General features: G+C 65.5%; 28 protein-coding genes. 14 read left to right on the top strand and 14 right to left on the bottom strand.

The window, feature by feature from the left end:
* The 5 genes from ACZ1JY_RS08655 to ACZ1JY_RS08675 all read right to left on the bottom strand — a co-directional run bounded on the left by ACZ1JY_RS08655 (position 1) and on the right by ACZ1JY_RS08675 (position 4,267).
* Entirely contained in the window at positions 1-405 is a 405-nt protein-coding gene (locus ACZ1JY_RS08655; protein WP_039331580.1) for a PTS sugar transporter subunit IIA, read from the bottom strand.
* A 151-nt stretch (positions 406-556) separates the two neighbouring features.
* Positions 557-1,489: an RNase adapter RapZ gene (rapZ, locus tag ACZ1JY_RS08660; RefSeq protein ID WP_465129022.1), complete on the bottom strand. Its 933-nt coding sequence runs from the start codon at positions 1,487-1,489 to the stop codon at positions 557-559.
* Positions 1,490-1,552: 63 nt separating this feature from the next.
* Positions 1,553-1,978 carry an HPr kinase/phosphorylase gene (locus ACZ1JY_RS08665; RefSeq protein WP_465129023.1) on the bottom strand — a complete coding sequence of 142 codons (426 nt, stop codon included), beginning with the start codon at positions 1,976-1,978 and terminating at the stop codon, positions 1,553-1,555.
* On the bottom strand, positions 1,975-3,612 hold the full coding sequence (locus ACZ1JY_RS08670; RefSeq protein ID WP_465129024.1) for a sensor histidine kinase: 1,638 nt from the start codon (positions 3,610-3,612) through the stop codon (positions 1,975-1,977). The genes ACZ1JY_RS08665 and ACZ1JY_RS08670 overlap by 4 nt, the downstream gene beginning before the upstream one ends.
* Positions 3,551-4,267, bottom strand: a complete 717-nt coding sequence (locus ACZ1JY_RS08675; RefSeq protein WP_118074648.1) for a response regulator transcription factor — start codon at positions 4,265-4,267, stop codon at positions 3,551-3,553. Before ACZ1JY_RS08675 ends, ACZ1JY_RS08670 begins: the two co-directional genes overlap by 62 nt.
* A 281-nt stretch (positions 4,268-4,548) precedes the next feature.
* On the opposite strand from ACZ1JY_RS08675, the gene ACZ1JY_RS08680 reads away from it, so the two are divergent.
* The gene (locus ACZ1JY_RS08680) at positions 4,549-6,153 is read left to right on the top strand and encodes a phosphoenolpyruvate carboxykinase (protein WP_118073062.1); all 1,605 of its coding nucleotides are present in this window, start codon (positions 4,549-4,551) and stop codon (positions 6,151-6,153) included.
* 63 nt (positions 6,154-6,216) lie between these two features.
* On the opposite strand, the gene ACZ1JY_RS08685 is transcribed toward ACZ1JY_RS08680, so the two are convergent.
* Positions 6,217-7,059: an N-acetylmuramoyl-L-alanine amidase gene (locus tag ACZ1JY_RS08685; RefSeq protein WP_465129025.1), complete on the bottom strand. Its 843-nt coding sequence runs from the start codon at positions 7,057-7,059 to the stop codon at positions 6,217-6,219.
* Between the two features lie 110 nt (positions 7,060-7,169).
* The gene (locus tag ACZ1JY_RS08690; RefSeq protein WP_118073060.1) at positions 7,170-7,760 is read right to left on the bottom strand and encodes a J domain-containing protein; all 591 of its coding nucleotides are present in this window, start codon (positions 7,758-7,760) and stop codon (positions 7,170-7,172) included.
* Between the two features lie 40 nt (positions 7,761-7,800).
* Between ACZ1JY_RS08690 and ACZ1JY_RS08695 the strand changes: the two genes are divergently transcribed.
* The 3 genes from ACZ1JY_RS08695 to ACZ1JY_RS08705 are packed head-to-tail and all read left to right on the top strand — an operon-like array spanning position 7,801 to position 9,402.
* Positions 7,801-8,073, top strand: coding sequence for a BolA family protein (locus tag ACZ1JY_RS08695; protein ID WP_118073059.1), 273 nt, complete (start codon positions 7,801-7,803; stop codon positions 8,071-8,073).
* Positions 8,066-8,515, top strand: coding sequence for an NUDIX hydrolase (locus tag ACZ1JY_RS08700; protein WP_465129026.1), 450 nt, complete (start codon positions 8,066-8,068; stop codon positions 8,513-8,515). Before ACZ1JY_RS08695 ends, ACZ1JY_RS08700 begins: the two co-directional genes overlap by 8 nt.
* Positions 8,512-9,402, top strand: coding sequence for a pirin family protein (locus ACZ1JY_RS08705; RefSeq protein WP_465129027.1), 891 nt, complete (start codon positions 8,512-8,514; stop codon positions 9,400-9,402). The genes ACZ1JY_RS08700 and ACZ1JY_RS08705 overlap by 4 nt, the downstream gene beginning before the upstream one ends.
* A gap of 3 nt (positions 9,403-9,405) precedes the next feature.
* Here ACZ1JY_RS08705 and ACZ1JY_RS08710 read toward each other — a convergent pair whose 3' ends face one another.
* Positions 9,406-10,275 carry a 23S rRNA (adenine(2030)-N(6))-methyltransferase RlmJ gene (locus tag ACZ1JY_RS08710; RefSeq protein ID WP_465129028.1) on the bottom strand — a complete coding sequence of 290 codons (870 nt, stop codon included), beginning with the start codon at positions 10,273-10,275 and terminating at the stop codon, positions 9,406-9,408.
* A gap of 181 nt (positions 10,276-10,456) precedes the next feature.
* Between ACZ1JY_RS08710 and ACZ1JY_RS08715 the strand changes: the two genes are divergently transcribed.
* The 4 genes from ACZ1JY_RS08715 (at position 10,457) to ACZ1JY_RS08730 (ending at position 14,122) form a co-directional block, all read left to right on the top strand.
* On the top strand, positions 10,457-10,783 hold the full coding sequence (locus tag ACZ1JY_RS08715; RefSeq protein ID WP_465129029.1) for a hypothetical protein: 327 nt from the start codon (positions 10,457-10,459) through the stop codon (positions 10,781-10,783).
* Positions 10,783-12,321, top strand: coding sequence for a methyl-accepting chemotaxis protein (locus ACZ1JY_RS08720; RefSeq protein WP_465129030.1), 1,539 nt, complete (start codon positions 10,783-10,785; stop codon positions 12,319-12,321). Before ACZ1JY_RS08715 ends, ACZ1JY_RS08720 begins: the two co-directional genes overlap by 1 nt.
* Positions 12,322-12,419: 98 nt before the next feature.
* Positions 12,420-13,238, top strand: a complete 819-nt coding sequence (locus tag ACZ1JY_RS08725; RefSeq protein ID WP_465129031.1) for an SDR family NAD(P)-dependent oxidoreductase — start codon at positions 12,420-12,422, stop codon at positions 13,236-13,238.
* Positions 13,235-14,122 (top strand): alpha/beta fold hydrolase, encoded by an 888-nt coding sequence (locus ACZ1JY_RS08730; RefSeq protein ID WP_465129032.1) that lies wholly within the window; start codon positions 13,235-13,237, stop codon positions 14,120-14,122. The genes ACZ1JY_RS08725 and ACZ1JY_RS08730 overlap by 4 nt, the downstream gene beginning before the upstream one ends.
* Before the next feature lie 3 nt (positions 14,123-14,125).
* On the opposite strand, the gene ACZ1JY_RS08735 is transcribed toward ACZ1JY_RS08730, so the two are convergent.
* Both ACZ1JY_RS08735 and ACZ1JY_RS08740 read right to left on the bottom strand, forming a co-directional pair.
* Positions 14,126-14,845 (bottom strand): extensin-like domain-containing protein, encoded by a 720-nt coding sequence (locus tag ACZ1JY_RS08735; protein ID WP_465129033.1) that lies wholly within the window; start codon positions 14,843-14,845, stop codon positions 14,126-14,128.
* A 45-nt stretch (positions 14,846-14,890) separates the two neighbouring features.
* Entirely contained in the window at positions 14,891-15,946 is a 1,056-nt protein-coding gene (locus ACZ1JY_RS08740) for a DUF2332 domain-containing protein (protein WP_465129034.1), read from the bottom strand.
* Positions 15,947-15,988: 42 nt separating this feature from the next.
* Between ACZ1JY_RS08740 and hisG the strand changes: the two genes are divergently transcribed.
* From hisG to nusB, 3 genes are read left to right on the top strand one after another with little or no spacing between them, the layout of a single operon-like run.
* On the top strand, positions 15,989-16,660 hold the full coding sequence (gene hisG, locus ACZ1JY_RS08745) for an ATP phosphoribosyltransferase (RefSeq protein ID WP_465129035.1): 672 nt from the start codon (positions 15,989-15,991) through the stop codon (positions 16,658-16,660).
* Positions 16,660-17,949 (top strand): histidinol dehydrogenase, encoded by a 1,290-nt coding sequence (hisD, locus tag ACZ1JY_RS08750; RefSeq protein ID WP_465129036.1) that lies wholly within the window; start codon positions 16,660-16,662, stop codon positions 17,947-17,949. Before hisG ends, hisD begins: the two co-directional genes overlap by 1 nt.
* Positions 17,946-18,392, top strand: a complete 447-nt coding sequence (gene nusB, locus ACZ1JY_RS08755) for a transcription antitermination factor NusB (protein ID WP_118073047.1) — start codon at positions 17,946-17,948, stop codon at positions 18,390-18,392. The genes hisD and nusB overlap by 4 nt, the downstream gene beginning before the upstream one ends.
* A 140-nt stretch (positions 18,393-18,532) precedes the next feature.
* On the opposite strand, the gene fghA is transcribed toward nusB, so the two are convergent.
* The 4 genes from fghA to copC form a co-directional block, all read right to left on the bottom strand.
* Positions 18,533-19,378 carry an S-formylglutathione hydrolase gene (gene fghA, locus ACZ1JY_RS08760; RefSeq protein ID WP_118073046.1) on the bottom strand — a complete coding sequence of 282 codons (846 nt, stop codon included), beginning with the start codon at positions 19,376-19,378 and terminating at the stop codon, positions 18,533-18,535.
* Positions 19,378-19,749, bottom strand: a complete 372-nt coding sequence (locus ACZ1JY_RS08765; RefSeq protein ID WP_118073045.1) for a VOC family protein — start codon at positions 19,747-19,749, stop codon at positions 19,378-19,380. The genes fghA and ACZ1JY_RS08765 overlap by 1 nt, the downstream gene beginning before the upstream one ends.
* Before the next feature lie 97 nt (positions 19,750-19,846).
* Positions 19,847-20,692 carry a copper homeostasis membrane protein CopD gene (gene copD, locus ACZ1JY_RS08770; protein ID WP_465129037.1) on the bottom strand — a complete coding sequence of 282 codons (846 nt, stop codon included), beginning with the start codon at positions 20,690-20,692 and terminating at the stop codon, positions 19,847-19,849.
* A gap of 15 nt (positions 20,693-20,707) precedes the next feature.
* Positions 20,708-21,085, bottom strand: a complete 378-nt coding sequence (gene copC / locus ACZ1JY_RS08775; protein WP_465129038.1) for a copper homeostasis periplasmic binding protein CopC — start codon at positions 21,083-21,085, stop codon at positions 20,708-20,710.
* A 143-nt stretch (positions 21,086-21,228) separates the two neighbouring features.
* Between copC and ACZ1JY_RS08780 the strand changes: the two genes are divergently transcribed.
* From ACZ1JY_RS08780 to ACZ1JY_RS08790, 3 genes are read left to right on the top strand one after another with little or no spacing between them, the layout of a single operon-like run.
* Entirely contained in the window at positions 21,229-21,486 is a 258-nt protein-coding gene (locus ACZ1JY_RS08780) for a hypothetical protein (protein ID WP_465129039.1), read from the top strand.
* Positions 21,486-21,938 carry a Spy/CpxP family protein refolding chaperone gene (locus tag ACZ1JY_RS08785; protein WP_465129040.1) on the top strand — a complete coding sequence of 151 codons (453 nt, stop codon included), beginning with the start codon at positions 21,486-21,488 and terminating at the stop codon, positions 21,936-21,938. Before ACZ1JY_RS08780 ends, ACZ1JY_RS08785 begins: the two co-directional genes overlap by 1 nt.
* 4 nt (positions 21,939-21,942) lie before the next feature.
* Entirely contained in the window at positions 21,943-22,509 is a 567-nt protein-coding gene (locus ACZ1JY_RS08790; protein ID WP_465129041.1) for an RNA polymerase sigma factor, read from the top strand.
* Positions 22,510-22,523: the final 14 nt, after the last annotated feature.

Genomic DNA, 22,523 nt, shown 5'->3' on the forward strand with positions numbered 1-22,523 from the left:
TCATGCATCCTGCCCTAAGAACTCCGAAGCGATCGTTATGTAGTTCCGCCCCGCATCGCGCGCGGCGGCTGTCGCTTCCTTCACACCCATGCAATTGCGCGCTTTGGCCAGACGGATCAGCATGGGCAGGTTGATCCCGGCAATCACTTCCACGCGCCCCGCCTGCATCAGCGAGATCGCAAGGTTTGATGGCGTTCCGCCGAACAGGTCGGTGAGGATGATCACGCCTTCGCCGCTGTCGACGCGCCGAATCGCGTCGGCAATTTCCTTGCGGCGCTTCTCCATGTCATCGTTGGGGCCGATGCACACGCCGATCACGTCGCTTTGTCGGCCGACGACATGCTCCATCGCATGAATGAACTCGTCGGCAAGAGCGCCGTGGGTAACCAGAATAAGACCGATCATGAAAGGGGCAGGCTCCGAAGTGCGGCCGGGCAATCTGCACTGCTGGCGATGAACGCGAGCTTGGCAGGATTGCAGGGCGCGCAAGACGACTGGGAATCAAAACGCATGGCTTCCAGTGCTGCCCCGCCCATCCTTGTTCTCCCCCGCTGTCTCAAGCTTTCCGACCTTCAAGCAGATCGGCCGCGCGCGACGCGAGGTTGCGATGCAGCAATGTGGGTGAAAATCCTTCCGCGCGCAAGGCTGAAGCGATCTGCTCGGCCATGAACACCGAACGATGCTTGCCTCCGGTGCACCCAAAAGCCACGTGGACATAGGCCTTGCCCTGCTGCCGATAACACGGAAGCAGCAGCAGAAGAAGATCGCGAATCCGCTCGAAAGCCTCGGCAAAAGCGGGGTCCTGCCGGATGTAGTCGCCCACCGCGGGGTCCTGCCCGGTCTGCGGCCGCAACTCGTCCACCCAGTGCGGGTTGGCAAGAAAACGCATGTCGAATACCAGATCGGCCAGCGGGGGCGTCCCGCGCGAAAAGCCGAAGCTGCTGATCGTCAGCGTTGGCGCAGCGGCGGTCACATTGCCGAACTGGTCGCGAATCGCCTGCTGCAAGTCGTTCGAGGTGAAGCTGGTGGTCGAGATCACCACGTCGGCCCAGCGTCGCAGCGGCTCAAGCAGTTCGCGCTCGGCCATGATCCCGGTCGAAGCCGGCTTGTCCTCGCTCATCGGATGGCGGCGGCGCGTTTCGTTGTAGCGACGCTCCAGTTCGGCCCCACCACAATCGAGGAACAGGGTGGTGACCTCGATGTCCTTGCGCTGCGAGAGCTTCTTGACCAGCTGGATCGTCCTGGCCGGATCGAACCCGCGCGTCCGGGTGTCAAAGCCGATCGCCATCGGCGCGCCCGACTCCATCCGCGCCGTTCCCGGCTCGGTCTCGAGCAGGCGATCAAGCAGGCGGATCGGGAAGTTGTCGATCGCCTCCCAGCCGAGATCCTCCAGCGTGCGCAGCGCGGTTGTCTTCCCCGCGCCGAGCAAGCCGGTGACGAGGAGAATGCGCTGAGGGCCAGAGTCTGGAGAGCTTGAGTCTTGCGCCATCGGAAGCCCGCTTTGCGCCTTTGCCGCACGCTTGGAAAGTCCGCAAAAAGGACCTGTCCCCAATCAGGAAAACGTCAACCCATAGCGCGAAAGCGCCAGTTCAGCGCGCAACGGCAGCACCGGCGACTCCGGCCAGAGCGCCACCGAAGGAAGGCTAATTCCTTCCAATTCATATGCTTGCGCCTGCTCGATAAACCGCGGTGCGGCGTTGGCCAGCCGCACAAGCAAGGCCGCCGGGACCGGGGCCGAGACCGGGAAATCGAGAATGCCAAGGTTGCGCACTTCCAGTTTTCCGGCCGTATTGGGATGCGCGGCAACGATCAGGCGGCCTGCCTTCGCCTCCAACATCACCCCGTCGTCGCCGACCAGCACCGCCCCGCGATCGATCAGTGCCAGGGCGAGACTGGACTTGCCGCTCCCCGGCGCCCCCGCGATCAGCAGGCCCCTTCCACCAATCGCCACGCAAGTCAGTTGCACCGCCCGGCTCACTCCGCCTCCTCCTCCACCGCGAGGGGAATGCTCAGCAGAAAGTAGGCGCCGGCCTTGCCATCGGGCCGGTCATGGATCGTCAGCGTGCCGTCATGCGCTTCGGCAATCGTCCGGGCGATGGCCAGGCCAAGGCCGCTGTGCGCGCCGAACGCTTCCTCCGCAGGCCGCACCGAATGGAACCGCTCGAACACCTTGTCCCGCTCTGCCACAGGCACGCCCGGGCCGTGATCGCTCACCGCGATATGCGCCCAATCCCCATCACCCCAGACCTTGACGTCAACGCTGCCGCCCGGCGGCGAGAATGACACCGCGTTGTCGAGCAGGTTCTCCAGCACGCGCTCCAGCCGCGCGGCATCGCCCGGCACGGTCGTCTCGCCCTCCAGTCGCGCCATCCGGATCGGCACGGTAGCGCTGGCCCGCACATCGCGTGCGCCGACCACCTGCGAGGCCAGCAAGGCGAGGTCCACCTCGACAAAGGTCGCGCGGCTCAGTTCCGCATCGATCCGGCTCGCGTCGGCGATCTCGGTGATCAGGCGGTCGATGCGCTGCACATCATGCGCGGCAATGTCGGAAAGCTGGCGGCGCAGTGCCGGCTCTTCGACCCGCTCCATCGTTTCCAGCGCACTCGACAGCGAAGCCAGCGGGTTCTTGAGCTCGTGCGCCACGTCGGCGGCAAAGCTTTCCACCGCGTCGATCCGCTGGCGCAAAGCCGTCGTCATGTCCGAAACCGCCCGCGCCAGCAGGCCGATCTCGTCGCCACGATCGGGCAGGCGCGGCACCACCACCTCGCGCTCGCGCCCCAGCCGCACACGCACCGCCGCCCGCACCAGCGCCCGCAATGGTTGCACGATCGTCCGCGCCAGAAACAGCGAGAGCTGCACCGACAGCAGCAGCGCAATGCCGATGATGATCACCAGCGTCTGGCGGGCATCGCGCACCGATTGCGTCACGTCGAGCGCGTTGCGCAAGGTCAGCAGCACTTCGCCCTTGTCGCCCACCGGGGTCGCCGCCGTGATCACCGGAGTGCGGTCGGGCGCATAGCGCAGGTACACTTCCGTCCGCCCCGATTGACGCGCCGCCTTGATCTCCGGCCAGCTACCGGCCGGCCGCTCGGAGGTATCGCTGTAGCGCTCCACCGTCGGCGCGTTGACGATGAAGTCAACGCCCCGGTCCAGCAATCGCGCCGCCTTCTGATACCACGGCTCGGTCTCGGGATTGATCAGCGCGAACGACGGGGGGGCGAGGCCGAAGCTGTCGGCCAGCAACTGGCTTTCAGGATCGTAGAGCCGCAGGCGCAGCACCTGATCGGTGCCGATCCGCGCCAGCAGTTCCTTGCGTTGCGCCATCTTCGCCCCATCCAAGGCATCGGCAGCAATCTCCGCCTCGGCCCGCGCCAGCTTGAACCGCTCCTCGATCAGCTGGGTGCGATAGCTGTCGAGATAGAAGAACCCGCCCGCCAGCAGCGCCAGGGCAATGACGTTGACGAACAGGATGCGCGTGGTCAGCGAGACGCCGCGGATACGCCACAGCGCCCGCAGGCGCCGCCGACGCAAACCCGGCTGAACACGGCCGTCAGTCTTCGGCAAAACTGTACCCGGCGCCGTAGAGGGTCTCGATCGCTCCGAACTCGCCATCCACTGCGCGGAACTTGCGCCTCAGGCGCTTGATGTGGCTGTCGATCGTGCGGTCATCGACGAACACGTCGTCGTGGTAGGCCGCATCCATCAACTGGTTGCGCGTCTTCACCACGCCCGGCCTTATCGCCAGCGCCTCAAGAATGAGGAATTCCGTAACCGTCAGCGAAACCGGCTCGCTGCCCCATGTCACCGCATGGCGCGCCGGATCCATAACCAGCCGCCCGCGACGGATCGGCTCGGGCAAAGGTTCGCTGTCCGCTTCCAGTTCGGCAGCCTCGCGCCGCACGATTTCGCTGCGCCGCAAAATGGCCTTTATCCGCGCCACGAGCAGTCGCTGGCTGAACGGTTTGGCGATGTAGTCGTCAGCCCCCATCGACAGACCGAGCGCCTCGTCGGCCTCGTCGTCCTTGCTGGTCAGGAAGATGACCGGCAGATCGCTCTTCTCGCGCAGGCGGCGCAGCAATTCCAGCCCGTCCATGCGCGGCATCTTGATGTCGCACACCGCCAGATCCGGCGGATTGTCGAGCAGCGCCTTCAGGGCGGCATCGCCATCATTGTAAAGCCGCGTGGCAAAGCCCTCGGTCTGCAGCGCGATCGAAACCGTTGTCAGGATGTTGCGGTCATCATCCACAAGCGCGATCGTGCGCGGCATGTCTGCGCTTTCGGCGCGAGGCGGTTGCGGCGTGGCCATGGTTTCGAGCGATACCGGGCCGAAGCAAAGCTTGCAACTTCAAGCGCAAATGCCGCTGCACTGCAACATTTACAGTTGCATGGAACGCAACCCGATGCGCAAAAAAACTTCGTTGCCGCGTGTCATTTGACGCAGCAAACGCAGGTGACTATGCGCAGGTCGAGAATCAGCGCATTCGTATTCGCAATCCGTGCGCAAGCGGGCAAAACCCTGTCCGAAGCGCCACCAACGGGAGGCCCCAAGTGTCCGATACCAGCCTGAACGTGTCCCTCGCCAGCCAGGGCTTCCCCGAACCGGCAGTGCTGTTCGCCAATCTCGGTACTGCGCCGCTTGTCGAACATGCGGTGCGCAAGGGCGAAGGACGGCTGACAAAGGACGGGGCACTGCTTGTCGACACCGGCAAGTTCACTGGCCGCAGCGTCAAGGACAAGTTCATTGTCCGCGACGCTACCACCGAGAATTCGATCAACTGGGGCAAGATCAACCAGCCTATGTCGGTTGATCACTGGGCCAACCTGAAGGCGGATTTCCTCGCTGCCATGGAGGGTCAGCAAGAACTTTATGTCGCCGACCTGTTCGGCGGCAGCCAGCCCGAATATCGCGTCAATGTGCGCGTGGTCACGCAGATGGCCTGGCACAGCCTGTTCGTCCGCACCCTGCTGGTGCGCCCCAAGGCTGAAGAGCTTGCCTCGTTCGTGCCGGAATACACCATCCTCAACCTGCCCAGCTTCAAGGCTGATCCGGAACGCCATGGTTGCCGCAGCGACACCGTGATCGCGGTCAACTTCACCGAGAAGCTGATCCTCATCGGCAACACCGAATATTCGGGCGAGATGAAGAAGGGCGTGTTCGGCCTGCTCAACTTCCTGCTCCCCGCCCAGGGCGTCATGCCGATGCACTGCTCGGCCAACATCGGCGCCGATGGCACCAGCGCGATCTTCTTCGGCCTTTCGGGCACCGGCAAGACCACGCTTTCGGCGGATGCGTCGCGCACCCTGATCGGTGACGATGAGCATGGCTGGTCGGACACCGCCGTGTTCAACTTCGAAGGCGGTTGCTACGCCAAGATGATCAACCTCTCCGAAGAGGGCGAGCCGGAGATCTATGCCACAACGAAGATGTTCGGCACGATCCTCGAGAACGTGACGATGGACGAGGCCACGCGCGAACTGGACTTCACCGATTCCAGCAAGACCGAGAACACCCGCGGCGCCTACCCGATCGAGTTCATTCCGAACACCAGCGCCGAGAACCTCGGGCCGCCGCCGTCGAACATCATCTTCCTCACGGCTGACGCTTTCGGCGTTCTGCCTCCGATCGCACGGCTCACGCCGGAGCAGGCGATGTACCACTTCCTCTCGGGCTACACCGCCAAGGTCGCCGGCACTGAAATCGGCGTGACCGAACCGGAAGCCACTTTCAGCACCTGCTTCGGCGCGGCGTTCATGCCACGCCACCCGTCGGTTTATGGCAATCTGCTCAAGGAGCGCATCGCCAAGGGCGGCGCGCAGTGCTGGCTGGTCAACACCGGCTGGTCGGGCGGCAAGGCCACGCAGGAGGGCATCAAGCGCATGCCGATCAAGGCAACCCGCGCCCTGCTCAACGCCGCGCTCGACGGCAGCCTCAACAACGCCACCTTCAAGAAGGACCCGAACTTCGGCTTCGAAGTTCCGGTCGAAGTTCCCGGCGTCGAAACCCGCCTGCTCGATCCGCGCTCTGCCTGGGCGGACGCCGAGGAATACGACAAGACCGCGCAGGAACTGGTCCACAAGTTCGTGGACAACTTCCAGCAGTTTGCCGACTACGTCGATCAGTCGGTCCGCGATGCGGCGCCTGCCGCCGCCTGATCTCAGGCTGCACTGCTGAAAACGCTGCGGGGCTCCTTCGGGAGCCCCGTTTCGTTTCAGACCTCAGTCGAGGTCGACATAGTGGCTGTGCACCCAGCCGGTCTTGTTCGGCCTGCCCGCCGCATCAAGCGTGGTAACCTCGATCCACGACCCGTTCACGCCCATCGGCGTGACCTTGCTGCCGTCGGCCAGCAACTGGACCACGGCAAAGTTCGTCCCCGGGCCGCTGCGCAGGTTGAGCCCGCCCGGAGAGCGGACCACCCCGACATTCGCACCATCCTGATCGCGCCCGCCCAGCGCACGCTGGCGGAAGCGGACCATGTCCCATGCCGGCCCCGGATCGGACTTGCGCACCGGGGCGATGTCGTCATGCCCGACGATCTCGGCAATCGGATAGACTTCGCGCAGCGCCCGCACCAAGGCGACCACGGCCTCGAACTGCGCTGCCGGATAGGCTTCCCAGCCGATCGGCGTGCGTGATCCATCGGGATTGCCATTGCGGTGAGCCGCCATCACGACATTGTCGACCTTCTGCCCGGCTGCGTTGTACCAGCCGTTAGCGCCGCCGCGCAGCGCGCCCCAGTTGGCAATCTCGATGCCGATGGAATGCCTGTTCAGCCCGACGAGATCGCGCCAGTTCGACCTGCCCGCATGCCATGCCACCTCGTTGAAATTGACGCACTGGATGATCGAGCCATCCCGGTCGACAACCACGTGTGCCGATGAATTGGTGTTGTCGCGCGAGGCGAACCAGTTGGCCGAAGAGGCGGCAGATCCGCCTGCGGTAAAGTGGATGACCACGATCTTCGGCGGGGCCGGAAAGGCGCCCCCGGTGTTGCGCGATTTGATCTGTCTTACGGGATTGGAGTTGTCGTTGAGGATTCCGTTCTTGATGACGTAAGCCATGTCCGTGCCTCCATGTGCTGTTGGCACGGAGGACATAGGAAATTTCCTATGAAAAGTCTGTGCGAGACGTCACCAGACTGGCGCGACAAATGTCATGCAACGCCGGAAAATCAGGCGAACAGCGCACTGCCCTTGAGCAGGTTGTACGCTTCGACCACTTCCTGCAGCCGCCCTTCGAACGTACGGTCGCCGCCGTTGCGATCTGGGTGGTACTTGCGCACCAGTTCGGAATAGCTCTGCCGCAACTGCCGACGATCGGCATCATAGGCCAGGTGCAGCGCATCATAGGCCTTGCGCTCGTCCGGACTGATCCCGCGCCGCGCCGCATCGGCCGCCCTTTGGTGATCGGCCCGTCGCGCCTTGGCACGCTGGGCAATCGCCTCCAGAGGATCGGCAAAGTCTGCCCAGCGCGGCGCCTGATCGATCCCGGCATCGGGCCGGAACGCCCGCGTCTCGCGCTCCCAGCCGGCCAGTGGCGATTGCGCCTTGAGAATCTCCTCCGGCGTCATCCCGGCAAAGAAATCGTATCCCGAATTGAACTGCCGCACGTGTTCAAGGCAGAACCAGCGATAATCGCCCGGCCCGTCGAAGCCCGAAGAGCGCACGCCCGGCGCGCGGAATTCGCCCGGCTCGTCACAACCGGGAGCATTGCACACACGCCCTGTGCCCTGGACGCGGCCGTGGAACTTGTCATTACGCATTTGCGCCCCACATGGCGACGGGAAGTCAGGAAGGGAAGACATGACGGGACCAGTTGCACAGGAAATCGAACGACTCCTGACCGAAGCCCTGGCGCCTGTGCGCCTTGCCGTGATCAACGACAGCGCCTCGCACTCGGGCCACATGGGTGATGATGGCACCGGCGAATCCCACTTCACCGTAGAGATCGAAAGCGCGGCCTTCGCCGGCCAGTCGCGCCTTGCCCGCCAGCGCATGGTCAACAAGGCCCTGGGCGACCTCCCCGGCCAGCGCGTCCACGCGCTTGCCATCAAGGCAAAAGCCCCCGGTGAATAAGCCAAGGCGCATAAGGCGCGCCGCCCGCATCCTCCTGCTCGACGAGCACGACCGCCTGCTCCTCATCCGTTTCGCGCCGAAGGACCGCCGCCCATTCTGGTGCGGCGTCGGCGGCGAATGCGATCCCGGCGAGGACTTCGCCTTGGCCGCCGTGCGCGAACTCTTCGAGGAAACCGGCCTCGCCGTGGACAGTTGCGGACCCGAAGTCGCGCGCCGCGCCGACGATTACCTCACCCTCGAAGGCGAACCGATCACCTCTGACGAACGCTTCTTCCGCGTCCGCACGCAAAGCTTCACGCCCGACACCTCCGGTCACACCGCGATCGAGCGCGAACTTATCAAGGAATTTCGCTGGTTTACCCGCGAAGAACTGGCACAGTGGCACGAGCCGGTGTTTCCGGTGAACCTGCTCGAACTGCTCGATCTGGAGGCGCAAGCGTGACCGATCCCATCATTCAGACGATCACCCCCGTCGCCCATGATCTCGGCGCGTTCGAGGTCCGCCGTGCCATCCCCTCGCGCCAGCGCACAATGGTCGGCCCGTTCATCTTCGTCGACCAGTTCGGCCCCGCCCACCTGCCCGCCGGCACCGCGATGGACGTGCGTCCCCACCCGCACATCAACCTCGCCACCGTAACCTGGCTCTTCGAAGGCGCGATCGACCACCGCGACAGCCTCGGCTCCTTTGCCACGATCCGCCCGGGGCAGGTCAACCTGATGACCGCCGGCACCGGCATCGTCCATTCCGAACGCTCGCCCGAAACCGAACGCCCCGGCGGCCCCCACCTCTACGGCATGCAGACCTGGCTCGCCCTGCCCGATGGCAAGGAGGAAATCGCTCCCGCCTTCGAACAGGTCACCGCCCTGCCACTGGTCGAGGACGTTTGCGCCAGCGCTCGCGTCATCATGGGCACGCTCTGGGGCCAGACCGCGCCGACCACCCAGCACGCCGCCACGATCTACGCCGAAATCCTGCTCGCACCCGGCGGCACCCTGCCGATCGATGCCGAGGCGGACGAACGCGCCGTCATGCTCGTCGGCGGCGAAGCGCAGGTCGACGGCCACCCCCTTGCCCTCTACGACCTCGTCGTCCTCGCCCCCGGCGCAGTCGTCAAACTGCAATCCGAAACCGGCGGCCGCGTCATGCTGATGGGAGGCGAGGCTTTCTCGACCAAGCGCCACGTCTGGTGGAACTTCGTCAGCTCCAGCCGCGACCGCATCAACCAGGCCAAAGCCGACTGGCAGGAAGGCCGCTTCCCGAAAGTGCCGGGCGACGAGGAAGAATTCATCCCACTGCCGAAGGTGGCGACCACCGTCAGCTATCCCTAGTCGTCAGCTCAACCACTCAGCCTTGAGCGTGCCGCGATGCCCCTCAGGCGCCAGCGCCTCGCGCAACGCATCGAGCATCGGCGGCAGCGCCTGGGTAAACGCATAAGGCGGGTTCACGATGAACAGCCCGGCGCCGTTGTAGATGCCGGGCTGGTCGGCGTCATAAAGCCAATGCTCCACGTTCAGCAGCTTCGCGATGCCCAGCCTGCGCAGCTTTTCCTTCCAGTGCACATGCGCCGAGCGGTCCTTCAGCGGGTACCAGATCACCGTCACGCCATGCGCCCATTTGCGCTGCGCGGCAGCGAGAGTCTTGGTGATCCGCGCGCGTTCGTCAGTCTGTTCATAAGGCGGATCGACCACCACCAGCCCTCGCGGCGTGCGCGTCGGCAGCATCGCCAGCCAGAACTCGTAGGCGTCGCGCTCATGCACGGCAGCAGGCGTGCCGCGCATTGCCCCGCGCAGGGCATAGGCGTCCTCGGGATGCTTTTCGTTGATGATCAGGGCATCCTGCGGGCGCAGCAGCTGCGCCAGAATGCGCGGCGAACCGGGGTAGAGCAGCGGCCCGGCCCCTTCATTCCCGGCCCCTTCATTCCCGGCCCCGTCATTTCCCGCCCCGTTCACTGCCCGCACTGCAGCGCGATAGTCATCGAGCAGCGGGTCCGCATCGGCAAATGCCCGCATCACGCCTTGGGCGGCCTCGCCGGTACGCTGCGCCTGATCGCCATGAAGGTCGTAAAGCCCGCAACCGGCATGGGTGTCGATCAGCGTCAATGCGCCGTCCTTGAGCTGCAATGCCCGCACCAGCGCGATCAGCAAGCTGTGCTTGACGACATCTGCACTGTTGCCTGCATGAAAGGAATGACGATAGTTCACTGTGCTTGGATATCCCGACGCATTGTTCCGAACCTGCTGACAGGCGCGCCCGCTCATAGGCCGGCAGCCGCCGTCCACCAAGGTCCGACCTGCCCGGAACTGCACGGGCGGCTCCCGTTGCACGTATAAATCCGGATCAGCCAATATCTTACCGGCAAGACTCGTTTGCTATCCTTGTCCCATGCGGGTCGCAGGAAACGAGAACAGGAAACGCCAGCGTGGCAGCCTCAGCCTGATGCTGCTTGCCTGCGCGCTTGTTCCGGCAACGGCACTTGCCCCCAAGCAGGGCGCGGCGCTGGCCGTGCTTTCCCTTTCGCCAACAGGCTCTGCCTCTTACGCAGGCTGGGCAACCGGTCGCGGAGCCCGGATCATCGGGACGACGCCGCTTGGCGGAATAGTCCTCGACCATGCGCCCGATGGCGCCTTGTATTCTGCCCTAAGCCACGGCGCGATCGCGATTGCGGTCCCGCTTGGGCTGTGCACCAGCTCTCCAGGGATTGAAAAGTAATGGATCAGTTGCAGGCCCTTCGCGCCAACGGCCTTCGTGCCCTGGCGTTCGCATCGATCATAGGCGCCCTGATCGTCTGGCTCGGCGCAATCTGGGCAGGATCGGGATTCATGCCGCCGATCGCAGCGACGATTGCGGCCGCCCTCACTGCCTATGTCGCCCTCAACGGCCAGGGTGACACTACACAGCGCTGCGCCGTTGCGGCTGGCATCATGACCTTCCCGATGATCCTGCTCTATCAGTGGGCCGGATCGAGCTGGATGATAGACCTGCACATGGTCTTCTTCGCCTGCCTGGCGATTATCGTCGTGCTGGCAGACTGGCGCGCGATCATCACCGCAGCCGCCTTGACCGCCCTCCATCACCTGCTCGGCAACTTCGTCGCGCCCGAGCTTGTCTACAACAATGGCGCCGATTTTCTCCGCGTGGTCCTGCACGCGGTGGTCGTGATTGCAGAAACGGCAGCTCTGGTTTTCCTCAGCGTCCAGTTGCAGCGCCTGATCATCGCCCAGGCTGAGGCAGAAGCGAACAAGCGCGCCATGGAAGAGGCGACGGCTGCAGAACGGCAACGCGTTGCCGACGAGCAGAGACTGGTGATCTCGGCCGTGGAACAGCGGCTGGAGGAACTGGCCGCTGGCGATCTTCGCACCAAGATCGACGTCGACTTTCCCCCGGCCTATGCAAAACTCAAGGACAGTTTCAACGCCGCGACGACCGATCTCGACCGGCTTGTCGGTGCGGTCTCGACCACCACCCATCACATCACGCGCGGTTCTTCTGAAATCCGCAGCGCATCGGACGATCTGGCACGCCGCACCGAACAGCAGGCCAGCGCTCTCGAACAGAACACCTCGGTCACGCAGGACATCTGCGCGGAAATCAACCAGACCGCGCGAAATGCCGGCCAGACCCGCGAAGCCATCGGGGAAGCGCAGCAGTTTGCGCAAGCAGGCGGCACGGTCGTCTCCAGCGCAGTCGCTGCCATGAACGAGATCGAGCGCTCGTCGAACGAAATCGGCCAGATCATCTCCCTGATCGACGGCATTGCCTTCCAGACCAACCTGCTCGCCCTGAACGCCGGGGTCGAGGCAGCCCGCGCCGGCGATGCGGGCAAGGGCTTTGCCGTTGTCGCCAATGAAGTGCGCGCGCTTGCGCAGAGGTCGGCCGACGCGGCCAGCAGCATCCGCCACCTCATCCAGACGTCGAGCGAACAGGTCGCCCAGGGCGTCAGCCTGGTCGGCAGGACCGGCACGGTGCTCGATGACATCGTGACCAGAGTTTCGCAGGTCAGCGGCTCGGTATCGGAAATCGCGGACTCGGCGGTACGGCAATCGGCAGAACTCGCTCGCGTAAGCGGCTCCTTCGCCAACCTCGACACGCTCACCCAGCAGAACGCGGCGATGGTCGAGGAAAGCAACGCCGCCGCCCACGAACTGGCCCGCGCGGCCGAGGAGTTGCGCCGCCTCGTCAGCAGGTTCCGCACGTCGGACCACGATGAGCGCGCGGAGCGTTCGCCCCCGGTGCTGAGAGTCGCCTGATCGCTCCTGTAATTCCCGCTCTTCCCTCTCCGGCAAATCCCTGACACCATGCCCTTAATGGATCGATTAAGAGTCGGTCCAAACAGGAGAACGTGCGGATGGCATTTGCTGGACAAGTCGTTTGGATTACCGGGGCGTCCTCCGGCATCGGCGCCGCGCTGGCGCGAACCTTGGCCGCCCAGGGCGCGCAACTGATCCTGTCGGGACGAAACGAAGCCGCGCTTGCCCGGATCGCCAGCCAATGCGGCAACGCCCTCGTCCTGCCCTTCGAGGCGACAGACTACGCCGCCGCCGCTCAGGCGGCCGATCGGGCATGGGGCTGGCAAGGCCACGTCGACATGCTGGTCAACAACGCCGGCATCTCGCAGCGCTCGCTTGCGCTGGACACCGCCTTCCCCGTCTATGAACGCATCGTCGCGGTCGATCTGCTCGCGCCCATAGCCCTCACACAGGCGCTGCTGCCGCGCATGGCACAGCGAAAGTCAGGGCGTATCGTCATGGTCTCCAGCATCGCCGGCAAGGTCGGCTCGCCGATGCGCACCGGCTACAGCGCGGCCAAGTTCGGGCTGTTCGGATATTCCGATGCCTTGCGCGCCGAAGTTGCCGGGCTTGGCATCAAGGTCCACGTGATCGCGCCCGGTTCGATCCGCACCGACGTTTCGCGCAACGCGATTACGGCCGATGGGTCACGGCGTGGGGTCAGCGATGCGGTCATCGAAAACGGGCTCGACCCGGACATTGCCGCAGGAATGATGCTTGATGCCATAGCGGCAGGCGAGCGCGAGATCATCATGGGCGAGGGCATGGAAAAGGAAATCGGCGAATTGCGCCGCACGCCCGATGCCCTGCACGACCGCATGGCCGCAGTCGTCGCAGCAGGCTATGCGCAAAAGATGTACGAGGGAGCTCCGGAATGACTGCACTTGCGCGCGTGAAACTTGCCAGCGGAATCGAACTCGATGTGCTGGACGTCGGCCCCCGCGATGCGCCGGCCCTGATCTTCCTCCACGGCTTTCCCGAAAGCCACCGCACCTGGCGCCACCAGATCGCGCACCTCTCCTCCCGCTTCCGCTGCATCGCGCCCGATCAGCGCGGCTATCGCGGCTCGTCCAAGCCGGAGGGCGTGGAGAACTACACGCCCGACAAACTGATCGGCGATATCTTCCAGCTTGCCGATGCATTGGGCGTGCAGCAGTTCACGATCCTCGGCCATGATTGGGGCGGTGCGATTGCATGGGGCGTGGCCTTGCTAGGACAAGGGACGCGCGTTACCCGTGCCGTCATCGCCAATGCCCCGCACCCGGTGATCTTCCCGCGCCTGCTCTGGACCGACCGGCAGCAGCGCGAGGCGAGCCAGTACATGCGCGCCTTCCGCGATACCGCAAACGACGCCATGGTGCGCGAACACGGCCTCGGGGCGCTGCTGATGAAAGCCCTCAACTGGAACCGCTCGCCGGTCATGGAAGAGGAAGAGCGCGCCGCCCTGTTCAAGGACTGGTCGAACTCCGACGCCGCCATCGCCATGCTCAACTGGTATCGCGCCAGCCCGATGGCTGTCCCGCCGATGGACGCGCCGTTCGAACTGCCTGCGGGCTATCAGGACGCCGCCGTCCCGCCGCTCAAGATCCCCACGCTGGTGATCTGGGCAATGGACGACATGGCTCTGCCCCCATGCAACCTCGATGGCATGGACAAGCTTGTCACCAATCTCACCATCGAACCGGTGCACGATTGCGGGCACTTCGTGCCGTGGGAGGCACCGGACACGGTGAATGCCGCGCTCGACCGGTTCCTTGGCTGAGATTTATCGGCAAGCCGCCCAGCCGCCGGTGCGCTGCGCCTGATCGAGGTGCAGGTGATCGGCATGGGCGGCGTTGTAGTCTGGTGACAGCACGGTCGAGAAGCTCTGGCATGCAGCGTCGCGTACTGCTCGCAGGAACGCCGCTTTCTCGTCGCCCGCTCCCCAGTCCTTGAGCACCGAGACGCGGCGTCCGTCCTTCAGCACAAACGCACTCACATCGATGGCGTTGCCCGTCGCGTGCTCGCTCCACGCCCCTTCCGACCCGCCGCCGATCCGGCGGCAGTTGCTCGTGCCGAAATGCTCGACCGAGGCAACAGGACTGCCCAGCAGCCGCTGCGCCGCAGGCTGGATGCCATGCTGCAGCCACAGGGCCAGCCCCGCATCGATCGCGCAGGTGGCCTGCGCTCCGCCCGGCGCCAGCTTCACTTTCGCCTGCGCCAGCCCTTGCAGAACCTGCCGGTCATCCCGCAGGCATTGCCCTTCGCCGGCAGGCGGCAGGGCCTCGGCCATGATTCCGCTGCTTTCCAGAAACCTGCCGCACACCGCACGGTCACCCCGCAACGTCTGCAGCTTCATTGCCGTCGCCCAGCCCGGCGGATCGGCCAAGGCCAGGGGCGCCCATGGGTTATGCTCGGGATGCCGCTGCAGCCATTCACGCCCCGCCAGACCCGCCGAGGCGATCACCAGCAGGACGACGACAGTGCGGAGAAAAGAGCGGCGCATCCTCGCTCAACCATTGCGCAAAGCGTTCGTTTCGTGAGGCAGACCTTAGGGCAGCCACTCCACCCAGGCGCCGTGGGCATGGGCAGTACCGAGCAGCACGGGCTGCTCTCCGCCGGGCCAATGTCGCACGGTCAATTCATGCCGGAAGGTCTGGCGATTGGTCTCGAGCATGACCCACGCCAGTCGCCGAGATTCATTGGCTTTCGCGCCCGCCTGCGCCATCAGCGCCTCGATCCGCGCGCGGGTCTCGCCCGGCAGGTACTGCCAGACGATGGAATGGAACATCACGCGCGTCGTATCGGCGTCCTGCGGTGCCGCCAGCCGTTCGGCCACGAAGTCGCCCGCGTCCATCTGCACCACGTCCGGGGCCTTCTCCCCGGCCAGGGCAATCGCCGCATCGATCCGTCCGATGCGCTCCGTCACCTCGGCCCAGACGTAGGACTTCAGCCGCAACGCCTGTTCCGGATCGGCAAGGTTCATCGGCGCGCGGTCGCAACCCTTGATGCCCACGATCTTGACCTCGGCCTGCGGCGGCGGGGCCCCGCGCCACTCTGGCACGATCCGCATCGGCGAATCCGCTGGGCCAGCCGTCGTCCCGCCGAGATCGAAGAAGAACCGCTCCATCATCGTGTTGACGCCGGCACTGGCCCCCAGCTCGTTCAGCTCGAAGCGCGGGCCTACGCGGGCCGAAAGCCACAGCAGCGCCGCCATGATCGAGGCCGACCGCCCCGCCTCGTTGGTCTGCGGCGGCCCGTCGAGCCACGGCAGCAACTCGCCGTCATGCTCGCGCGTTGCCGCAACCACCAGCGCATCGACCTCGGCCTGATCGGTCACCTCGCCGCGATAGACCGGGGCGAGGCGCGTGTCCTTGCCTGTCAGCACAAGGTTGTGATGCCCGCCCGCCAGCCGCAGCGGCAAGGCGTCCTCCAGCGGCTTTCCCGGCCACGCCGCGATTCGCTTGCCGACCTCGGTGTCGCCATCCAGCAGCCGCAATTGCGCCCGCACCACCCGCCCCGTGCAGGGTGCACCATTGTTCGTGGCGTGGTCTGCCTGCCATTCTATGGCTTTTGCGGCCTCTTCGATCTCCATGATCGGGTTCATTCGGTTGCCCTTTGCGCCGTGCTGCCATAAGGGCGGCGGGTTATGTCCACCGCCGCACCGCTCGTTTTCGCCCTGCCCAAGGGCCGCATCCTCGACGAGGCCCTGCCTCTGCTCGAGAAGGCCGGGATCGTGCCCGAGGCCGATTTTTTTAACAAGGCCTCGCGCGCACTGTCCTTCGCCACCAACCGCGACGACGTGAAGATCATTCGCGTCCGCGCTTTCGACGTGGCGACCTTCGTGGCGCATGGCGCGGCCCATGCGGGCGTTGTGGGATCGGACGTGATCGACGAGTTCGACTATGCCGATCTCTATGCCCCGGTCGATCTCGACATCGGCCACTGCCGCCTTTCGGTGGCAGAGCCGGTGAGCATGGTCGAAAGCGGCGCGAACGCGCGCGAAAGCCACGCCCGCGTGGCCACCAAGTACCCCAACCTGACGCGCCGCCACTTCGAAAGGCTCGGCGTTCAGGCCGAAGTCGTGAAGCTCAACGGCGCGATGGAACTGGCCCCTTCGCTGGGCCTTGCCAGCCGCATTGTCGATCTGGTTTCCACGGGCCGCACGCTCAAGGAGAACGGCCTTGTCGAAACCAGCCAGATCCTCCCCGTTTCGGCCCGCCTGATCGTCAACCGCGCCGCCTTGAAGACTGACAGCGCCCGCATGGGCGGCCTGGTCGATGCCTTCCGCGAGATGGTCGCCGCAAGGAAGGCCGCCTGATGCTGCGCCTGAAATCCAGCGATCCCGGCTTTGCCAAGGCCTTCGCCCGCCTCGTCAAGGACCGCCGCGAGAGCGACGAGAACGTCGCGCGCGACGTGCAGACGATCATCGAGGACGTGCGCCTGCGCGGCGATGAGGCCCTCGCCGAATATACCGCGAAGTTCGATGGCCACACCCCCGGCGAGGATGACTGGCGCATTTCGCCCGAAGCCTGCCGCGAAGCCTTCGACGCGCTGAAGCCCGATCTGCGCGCCGCGCTCGAACTCGCCGCCCAGCGTATCCGCGATTATCACCGCGCCCAGTTGCCGGAAAACCGCGACTACACCGACGCCAGCGGCATGCGCCTCGGCGCGCGGTGGAGCGCGGTCGATGGCGCCGGACTCTACGTCCCCGGCGGCCGCGCGGCCTATCCCTCATCACTGCTGATGAACGCGATTCCCGCCAAGGTTGCCGGCGTCGAGCGCCTCGTCGTCGTCACCCCGACGCCCAAGGGTGAGGCCAATCCGCTGGTCCTCGCCGCCGCTCACCTTGCCGGGGCCGACGAAGTCTGGCGCGTCGGTGGGGCGCAGGCGGTGGCCGCGCTGGCCTATGGCACCGCCCGGATCAAGCCGGTCGATGTCATCACCGGACCCGGCAATGCCTGGGTGGCGGAAGCCAAGCGCCAGCTGTTCGGCGTGGTCGGCATCGACATGGTCGCGGGGCCTTCCGAAATCCTCGTGATTGCGGACTCGAAGAATGACCCGCAGTGGATCGCCGCCGACCTGCTCAGCCAGGCCGAACACGATCCGGTCGCCCAGTCGATCCTGATCACCGACGATGCCGCCTTTGCCGATCAGGTGGCGGACATGGTCGGCGTCGAGATTGCCATGCTGCCGACCGCCAGGGTCGCCAAGGCCAGCTGGGACGATTACGGCGTGATCATCGTCGTGGACTCGCTCGATGAAGCGCCCGCGCTGGCCAATGCCCTTGCCGCCGAACACGTCGAGATCGCCACCGACGATCCGCAGGTCCTGTTCGACCAGATCCGCCATGCCGGCTCGGTCTTCCTTGGCCGCATGACCCCCGAAGCCGTCGGCGATTACGTCGCCGGGCCGAACCACGTCCTGCCCACCGGGCGCCGCGCGCGCTTTTCCTCGGGCCTTTCCGTTCTGGATTTCATGAAACGCACCAGCTTTATCGAGGCGACTGACGCCGCGCTTGCCGCCGTCGGCCCCGCCGCCATCGCCCTTGCCGAGGCCGAGGGCCTTGCCGCCCACGCCCGCTCCATCGAAGTAAGGCTCGGCCTGTGAACGCGATCTCGGGCAAGGCCCGCGCCGCCTCGCGCCTCGCCGCCGTGCAGGCGCTCTATCAGGCCGACATGGAGCAGACCGCGCTCCACCTGCTGCTGGACGAGTTCCACCAGCACCGCCTCGGCGCGGAAATCGAGGACGTCGAATACCTCAAGGCCGATGTCGCCTTCTTTGACGACGTCGTGAAGGGCGTCGACGCCCGCCGCAACGAGATCGACCTGTTGCTTTCGGCCAAGCTCGCCAAGGGCTGGTCGCTCGCCCGCCTCGACAAGACCATGTTGCAGATCCTGCGCGCCGGCTCCTACGAACTGATGGCGCGCAAGGACGTGCCGGTGGCGACGGTGATCACTGAATACGTCGACGTCGCCCACGCCTTCTTCGAAGAGCGCGAGGCGAAGTTCGTCAACGGCGTGCTGGACGCCGTGGCTAAGGACGTGCGTTAACTGATCGAAGCTCTCACCCCTTCAGGGGAGAGATACGAAGGCTTGTCAGCTTGCTGGCTAGCCGAAGTTGAGAGGGGCAAGGCGCAGCGCAATGCCCCTCTCCCAACCCTCTCCCCTGAAGGGGAGAGGGCCAAGTAGCCTTACAGCCGCTCGGCGTGCCAGCGGATGTGGTCTTCCATGAACGTCGAGATGAAGTTGTAGCTGTGGTCGTAACCCGGCTGTAGCCGCAGGGTCAGGTCCACGCCCGCCGCCTTGCACGCCGCCTCCAGCAGTTCAGGACGCAGCTGTTCGGCAAGGAAGCCATCGGCATCGCCCTGATCGACCAGCACCGCACCCGCCGGACGCTTGCCATCCTCGATCAGCGCCACGGCATCATGCTTGCGCCACGCCGCCCGGTCATCGCCGAGATAGCCGCCCAAAGCCTTGTGCCCCCATGGCACCTGCCCCGGCGCCACGATCGGCGCGAAGGCCGAAAGCGACTTGAACTTCTCCGGGTACGTCAGCCCCAGCGTCAGTGCGCCATGGCCGCCCATCGAATGGCCGGTGATCCCCATGCGATCCAGATCGACCGGGAAATTCGCGCCCAGCAGCGCGGGCAGTTCCTCGGCAATGTAATCCCACATGCGATAGTGCTGCGCGAAGGGCTCCTGCGTGGCGTTCACGTAGAACCCTGCGCCAAGGCCGAAATCATAGGCGCCTTCCGCATCGTCGGCCACGCCCTCGCCCCGCGGCGACGTATCGGGCGCGACGAAGACGATACCGAGTTCCGCGCAGGCCTTGCGGTACTCGCCCTTGTCGGTGACGTTGGCGTGGGTGCAGGTCAGCCCGGAAAGGTAGACCAGCACCGGCAACTTAGCGCCGTCCACCGCCTGCGGGGGCAGGAAGACCGAAAAGGTCATCCCCGTCCCCGTCGCGGCGGACTCATGCTTGTAGACGCCCAGCGTTCCGCCATGCGCCTTCGAAGTCGAGACCGTTTCAAGTGTCATCAGGCGATAATGTCCAGCGCGCAGAGCTTGTTGCCGGCAGGATCGCGCAGATAGGCAAGGTAGTAGGGCGAGCCTTCACGCGGTCCCGGTGGATCTTCGCAAGCCGTACCACCAGCCGCGACGCCGGCGGCGTGCCAGGCGTTGGCCTGTTCCGGGTTCATGCGGAATCCGATCGTGCCACCGTTGGCGCCGCAGGCAGGCTCGCCGTTGATCGGCTTGGTCACGATGAACAGCCCGCCGTTGTGCTGATAGATCAGGCGTCCCTTGGGATCGGTGATCGCTTCCGGCCCGCCGAACGCAGCGAAGGTGGCATCGTAGAACTTCTTGGCAGCGTCGATATCGTCGGCGCCAACCATCACATGGCTGAACATAGCTCTCTCCCGTTGACAGGTTGCAGCGGCAAGAGAGCTAAGCCACTGGCTTGCGCGGTCAAGCGCCCGGATGGGAATTCTTTGTTGCCATTTGGCCTCAGACCAAGGGATCGAGCACGCCAAGCAGTGCTACCGCGCCGACAACACCGATGCCTGCAGCGAATTCCAGCACAAGCGATCGGCGCAGACGTGCCGTGGCGCCCTTATCGCCCCGCTCCAGCGCCGGGACGATACGCCAGCGGTTCCCGGCGGCCAGCGCCAGCATGGCCGCGAACAGCACCAGCTTCACCGCAAGTATGCTGAACCAGCGCGCCTCGAACGCCATCGGCCAGCCGGCAATCACCAGCGTGTTGAGCAGGCCAGTCAGGATGAGGACCGCCACCACCGCGCTGCCGGTGCGGGCAAAGCGCGCAAGTGCGGCAATGTCAGCCCCCTCGCGGGAGAAAGCCGAAGTGACAAATACGGCCAAAGCGCCCATCCACGTCGCTGCGGCAAGGACATGCGCCACGTCCGATACACGGTGAAGCGCCATTTCGCTGGCCCCGGCATGCCCCGTCCAGGCCACCGAGCCGAGCGCAATGCCCCCGGCCAGCGCCAGGATCGGCAGGCGCAACACGCGAAGCGGCAAGAAGCAGGCGAGGAACACTGCGGCCAGCGCCGTCAGCCGCCATTCCATGACCTTGCCGAGCGGCGTCTGCGCCAGCACGACCTCCGCCGTCGCCTGATCCAGTTCGGCAAGGCTGATGCCGGCCATGGCGGCAACGCTTTCCAGCGCCCACCATGCAGAGGCAAAAGCGGCGACGATGGCCAGCAGCGCCAGCACAAGTCGGGCGCGGAACGCCAGCACCCGCCCCGCCGCCAGCGCATGCAGCGGCATGCCCGCCACGAGCAGCAGCGCAAGATACGCCGCCGCCCGCGCAGTCAGCAGGCCCGTCGTTTCCACGCCCCCTTGGCCGGATCAGCGAACGGTGAAGGCGTACTGGCCCTCGATGCGGTGCTGGTCGGCAGCAACCGCATGCCACTTGAGGTTATAGCTGCCCGCCGGAAGAGCGCGCGGCAGGGTGATGGTCAGGACCTTGCCGGCAGCGGCGGTCTTGAAGCCCTTGATCGGCATCGGCGCATGGTTGGCCATGCCCGGCATGCCGGTCATCACCAGTTCGATGCCCGAGAGCGGACCGACGAGATTTTCCGAGAAGGTCAGCGTCAACGTGGTCGGCTTGGCCACCGCGGTGTTCGGAGCCGGATTCGACGAAAGGAGCTTGGGATGGGCGAGCGCCGCACCAGGCATGGCCAGCAGGGCAAGGGCGGGAGCGGCAAGGAGCGCAAGACGGCGCATGGGAAGTCCTTTCGGGTTGGGATCTGCAGTGTGATACGCAAGGCGCAGGCCCATCCCTCAAGCCATAGCGCAAATTTTGTCTTGAGGGATTTTGCCCGAGCGCGCGTAATGGGAATTGCGTGGAAAAAGGAACCCAGCCAGCAATGGCCGATATCGACGAACTCTTGGGCGCTCTTGCCGCCAAAGCACCACCGCCTGCACTCTCTGTCATCGATGAAGAGGTGATGCGCGGCATTGCCAGCAGGCGCGAGAGTGCCACGGCACGGCGCGGCATGGTGATGGCCGTGGCGATTGCCGCCGTCGTCGGAATCGTCGGCTCGGTCGCCCCTGCAGCTCCTGCACAGGCGGAACCCCTGTTCGGCGTGCCTTCGGGCGCGCCCTCGCACCTTCTGGCAGACTGATGGGCGCGGCCTTGCGCTATGTCGTGGTGGCAGTGGTCTCTGCCGCCGTCGCCCTTGCCGCCAGCCACTTTGCCCGCGGCTTCATGCCGATGCACCACGGCAGCGAACTCCACCAGCTGATGCACGAGCAGCTCGATCTCTCGGCGCAGCAGAACCTGGAGATCGACCGGCTCGAGACGGAATTCGCAAACAAGCGCCGCACGCTGGACGAGCGCCTGCGCGCTTCGAACGCAGATCTCGCCCGCGCGATCGAGAGCGAACACCAGATCGGCCCCAAGGTGACCGGCGCGGTCGATGCCTCGCACATGGCGATGGGCGAGCTGCAGAAGGCGACGCTGGCCCATGTCTTCGCGATGCGCGCAGTGCTCAACCCCAGCCAGCAGGCGATTTTCGACCGCGAGATCGCCCGCGCCCTCACCGCGCCCGCCCCCCCTTCGCCCGACCGCCGCTGATCCGGTGGCGGGGGGCGACGCTCCAGACGAAAGCGACCCACAGCTGGTCGCCAGCGCGCTTGCCGGCAGGCAAAGCGCCTACGCAACGCTGATGGCCCGCCATCGCGAGGCCGTGTTCCGGCTCGCCCGTCACCACACCGGCGACGAGGGCGAAGCGCTCGACGTCACGCAGGAAGCGTTCATCGCCGCCTTCGCCGCGCTGGCGAAGTTCGATGCCGCCCGCCCGTTTCGCGCCTGGCTGATGCGCATCGCCGTCAACAAGTGCCGTGATTGGGCGCGGCGCCGTGCGGTGCGGCGGCTGTTCCGCATGGCGCGGCCCCTCGAAGATGCCTTCGACGTTGCCGACCACGGCCTCGATCCCGAAGCTGAAGCCATATCGCGGCGCGAGCTCGCCCGCGTCTCGGCCGCCATCGCCGCGCTTCCGGCCAATCTCAAGGACCCGCTGATCCTGTGCCGCCTCGAAGGAATGAGCATGGCCGAAGCCGCCGACGTGCTCGGCCTTACCGAGAAGGCCGTCGAAACGCGGATCTACCGGGCACGGCAGAAATTGTCGGAAATGCTTGAGGGATAAGCCGTCGTCCTGCG

It is taken from the genome of Novosphingobium sp. BL-A-41-Hi4B-X5A, from assembly GCF_055521705.1.

Excerpts from the sequence above, each read along its gene's own strand:
- rapZ (WP_465129022.1), bottom strand. The coding sequence starts at position 1,489 with ATGGCGCAAGACTCAAGCTCTCCAGACTCTGGCCCTCAGCGCATTCTC.
- copC (WP_465129038.1), bottom strand. The coding sequence starts at position 21,085 with ATGCGCCGTCTTGCGCTCCTTGCCGCTCCCGCCCTTGCCCTGCTGGCC.
- ACZ1JY_RS08740 (WP_465129034.1), bottom strand. The coding sequence starts at position 15,946 with ATGAACCCGATCATGGAGATCGAAGAGGCCGCAAAAGCCATAGAATGG.
- hisG (WP_465129035.1), top strand. The coding sequence starts at position 15,989 with ATGTCCACCGCCGCACCGCTCGTTTTCGCCCTGCCCAAGGGCCGCATC.
- ACZ1JY_RS08655 (WP_039331580.1), bottom strand. The coding sequence starts at position 405 with ATGATCGGTCTTATTCTGGTTACCCACGGCGCTCTTGCCGACGAGTTC.
- ACZ1JY_RS08725 (WP_465129031.1), top strand. The coding sequence starts at position 12,420 with ATGGCATTTGCTGGACAAGTCGTTTGGATTACCGGGGCGTCCTCCGGC.
- fghA (WP_118073046.1), bottom strand. The coding sequence starts at position 19,378 with ATGACACTTGAAACGGTCTCGACTTCGAAGGCGCATGGCGGAACGCTG.
- hisD (WP_465129036.1), top strand. The coding sequence starts at position 16,660 with ATGCTGCGCCTGAAATCCAGCGATCCCGGCTTTGCCAAGGCCTTCGCC.
- ACZ1JY_RS08685 (WP_465129025.1), bottom strand. The coding sequence starts at position 7,059 with ATGGCTTACGTCATCAAGAACGGAATCCTCAACGACAACTCCAATCCC.
- ACZ1JY_RS08715 (WP_465129029.1), top strand. The coding sequence starts at position 10,457 with ATGCGGGTCGCAGGAAACGAGAACAGGAAACGCCAGCGTGGCAGCCTC.
- ACZ1JY_RS08730 (WP_465129032.1), top strand. The coding sequence starts at position 13,235 with ATGACTGCACTTGCGCGCGTGAAACTTGCCAGCGGAATCGAACTCGAT.
- ACZ1JY_RS08690 (WP_118073060.1), bottom strand. The coding sequence starts at position 7,760 with ATGCGTAATGACAAGTTCCACGGCCGCGTCCAGGGCACAGGGCGTGTG.
- ACZ1JY_RS08780 (WP_465129039.1), top strand. The coding sequence starts at position 21,229 with ATGGCCGATATCGACGAACTCTTGGGCGCTCTTGCCGCCAAAGCACCA.
- ACZ1JY_RS08670 (WP_465129024.1), bottom strand. The coding sequence starts at position 3,612 with ATGGCGAGTTCGGAGCGATCGAGACCCTCTACGGCGCCGGGTACAGTT.
- ACZ1JY_RS08735 (WP_465129033.1), bottom strand. The coding sequence starts at position 14,845 with ATGCGCCGCTCTTTTCTCCGCACTGTCGTCGTCCTGCTGGTGATCGCC.
- ACZ1JY_RS08695 (WP_118073059.1), top strand. The coding sequence starts at position 7,801 with ATGACGGGACCAGTTGCACAGGAAATCGAACGACTCCTGACCGAAGCC.
- ACZ1JY_RS08785 (WP_465129040.1), top strand. The coding sequence starts at position 21,486 with ATGGGCGCGGCCTTGCGCTATGTCGTGGTGGCAGTGGTCTCTGCCGCC.
- ACZ1JY_RS08720 (WP_465129030.1), top strand. The coding sequence starts at position 10,783 with ATGGATCAGTTGCAGGCCCTTCGCGCCAACGGCCTTCGTGCCCTGGCG.
- ACZ1JY_RS08765 (WP_118073045.1), bottom strand. The coding sequence starts at position 19,749 with ATGTTCAGCCATGTGATGGTTGGCGCCGACGATATCGACGCTGCCAAG.
- ACZ1JY_RS08675 (WP_118074648.1), bottom strand. The coding sequence starts at position 4,267 with ATGCCGCGCACGATCGCGCTTGTGGATGATGACCGCAACATCCTGACA.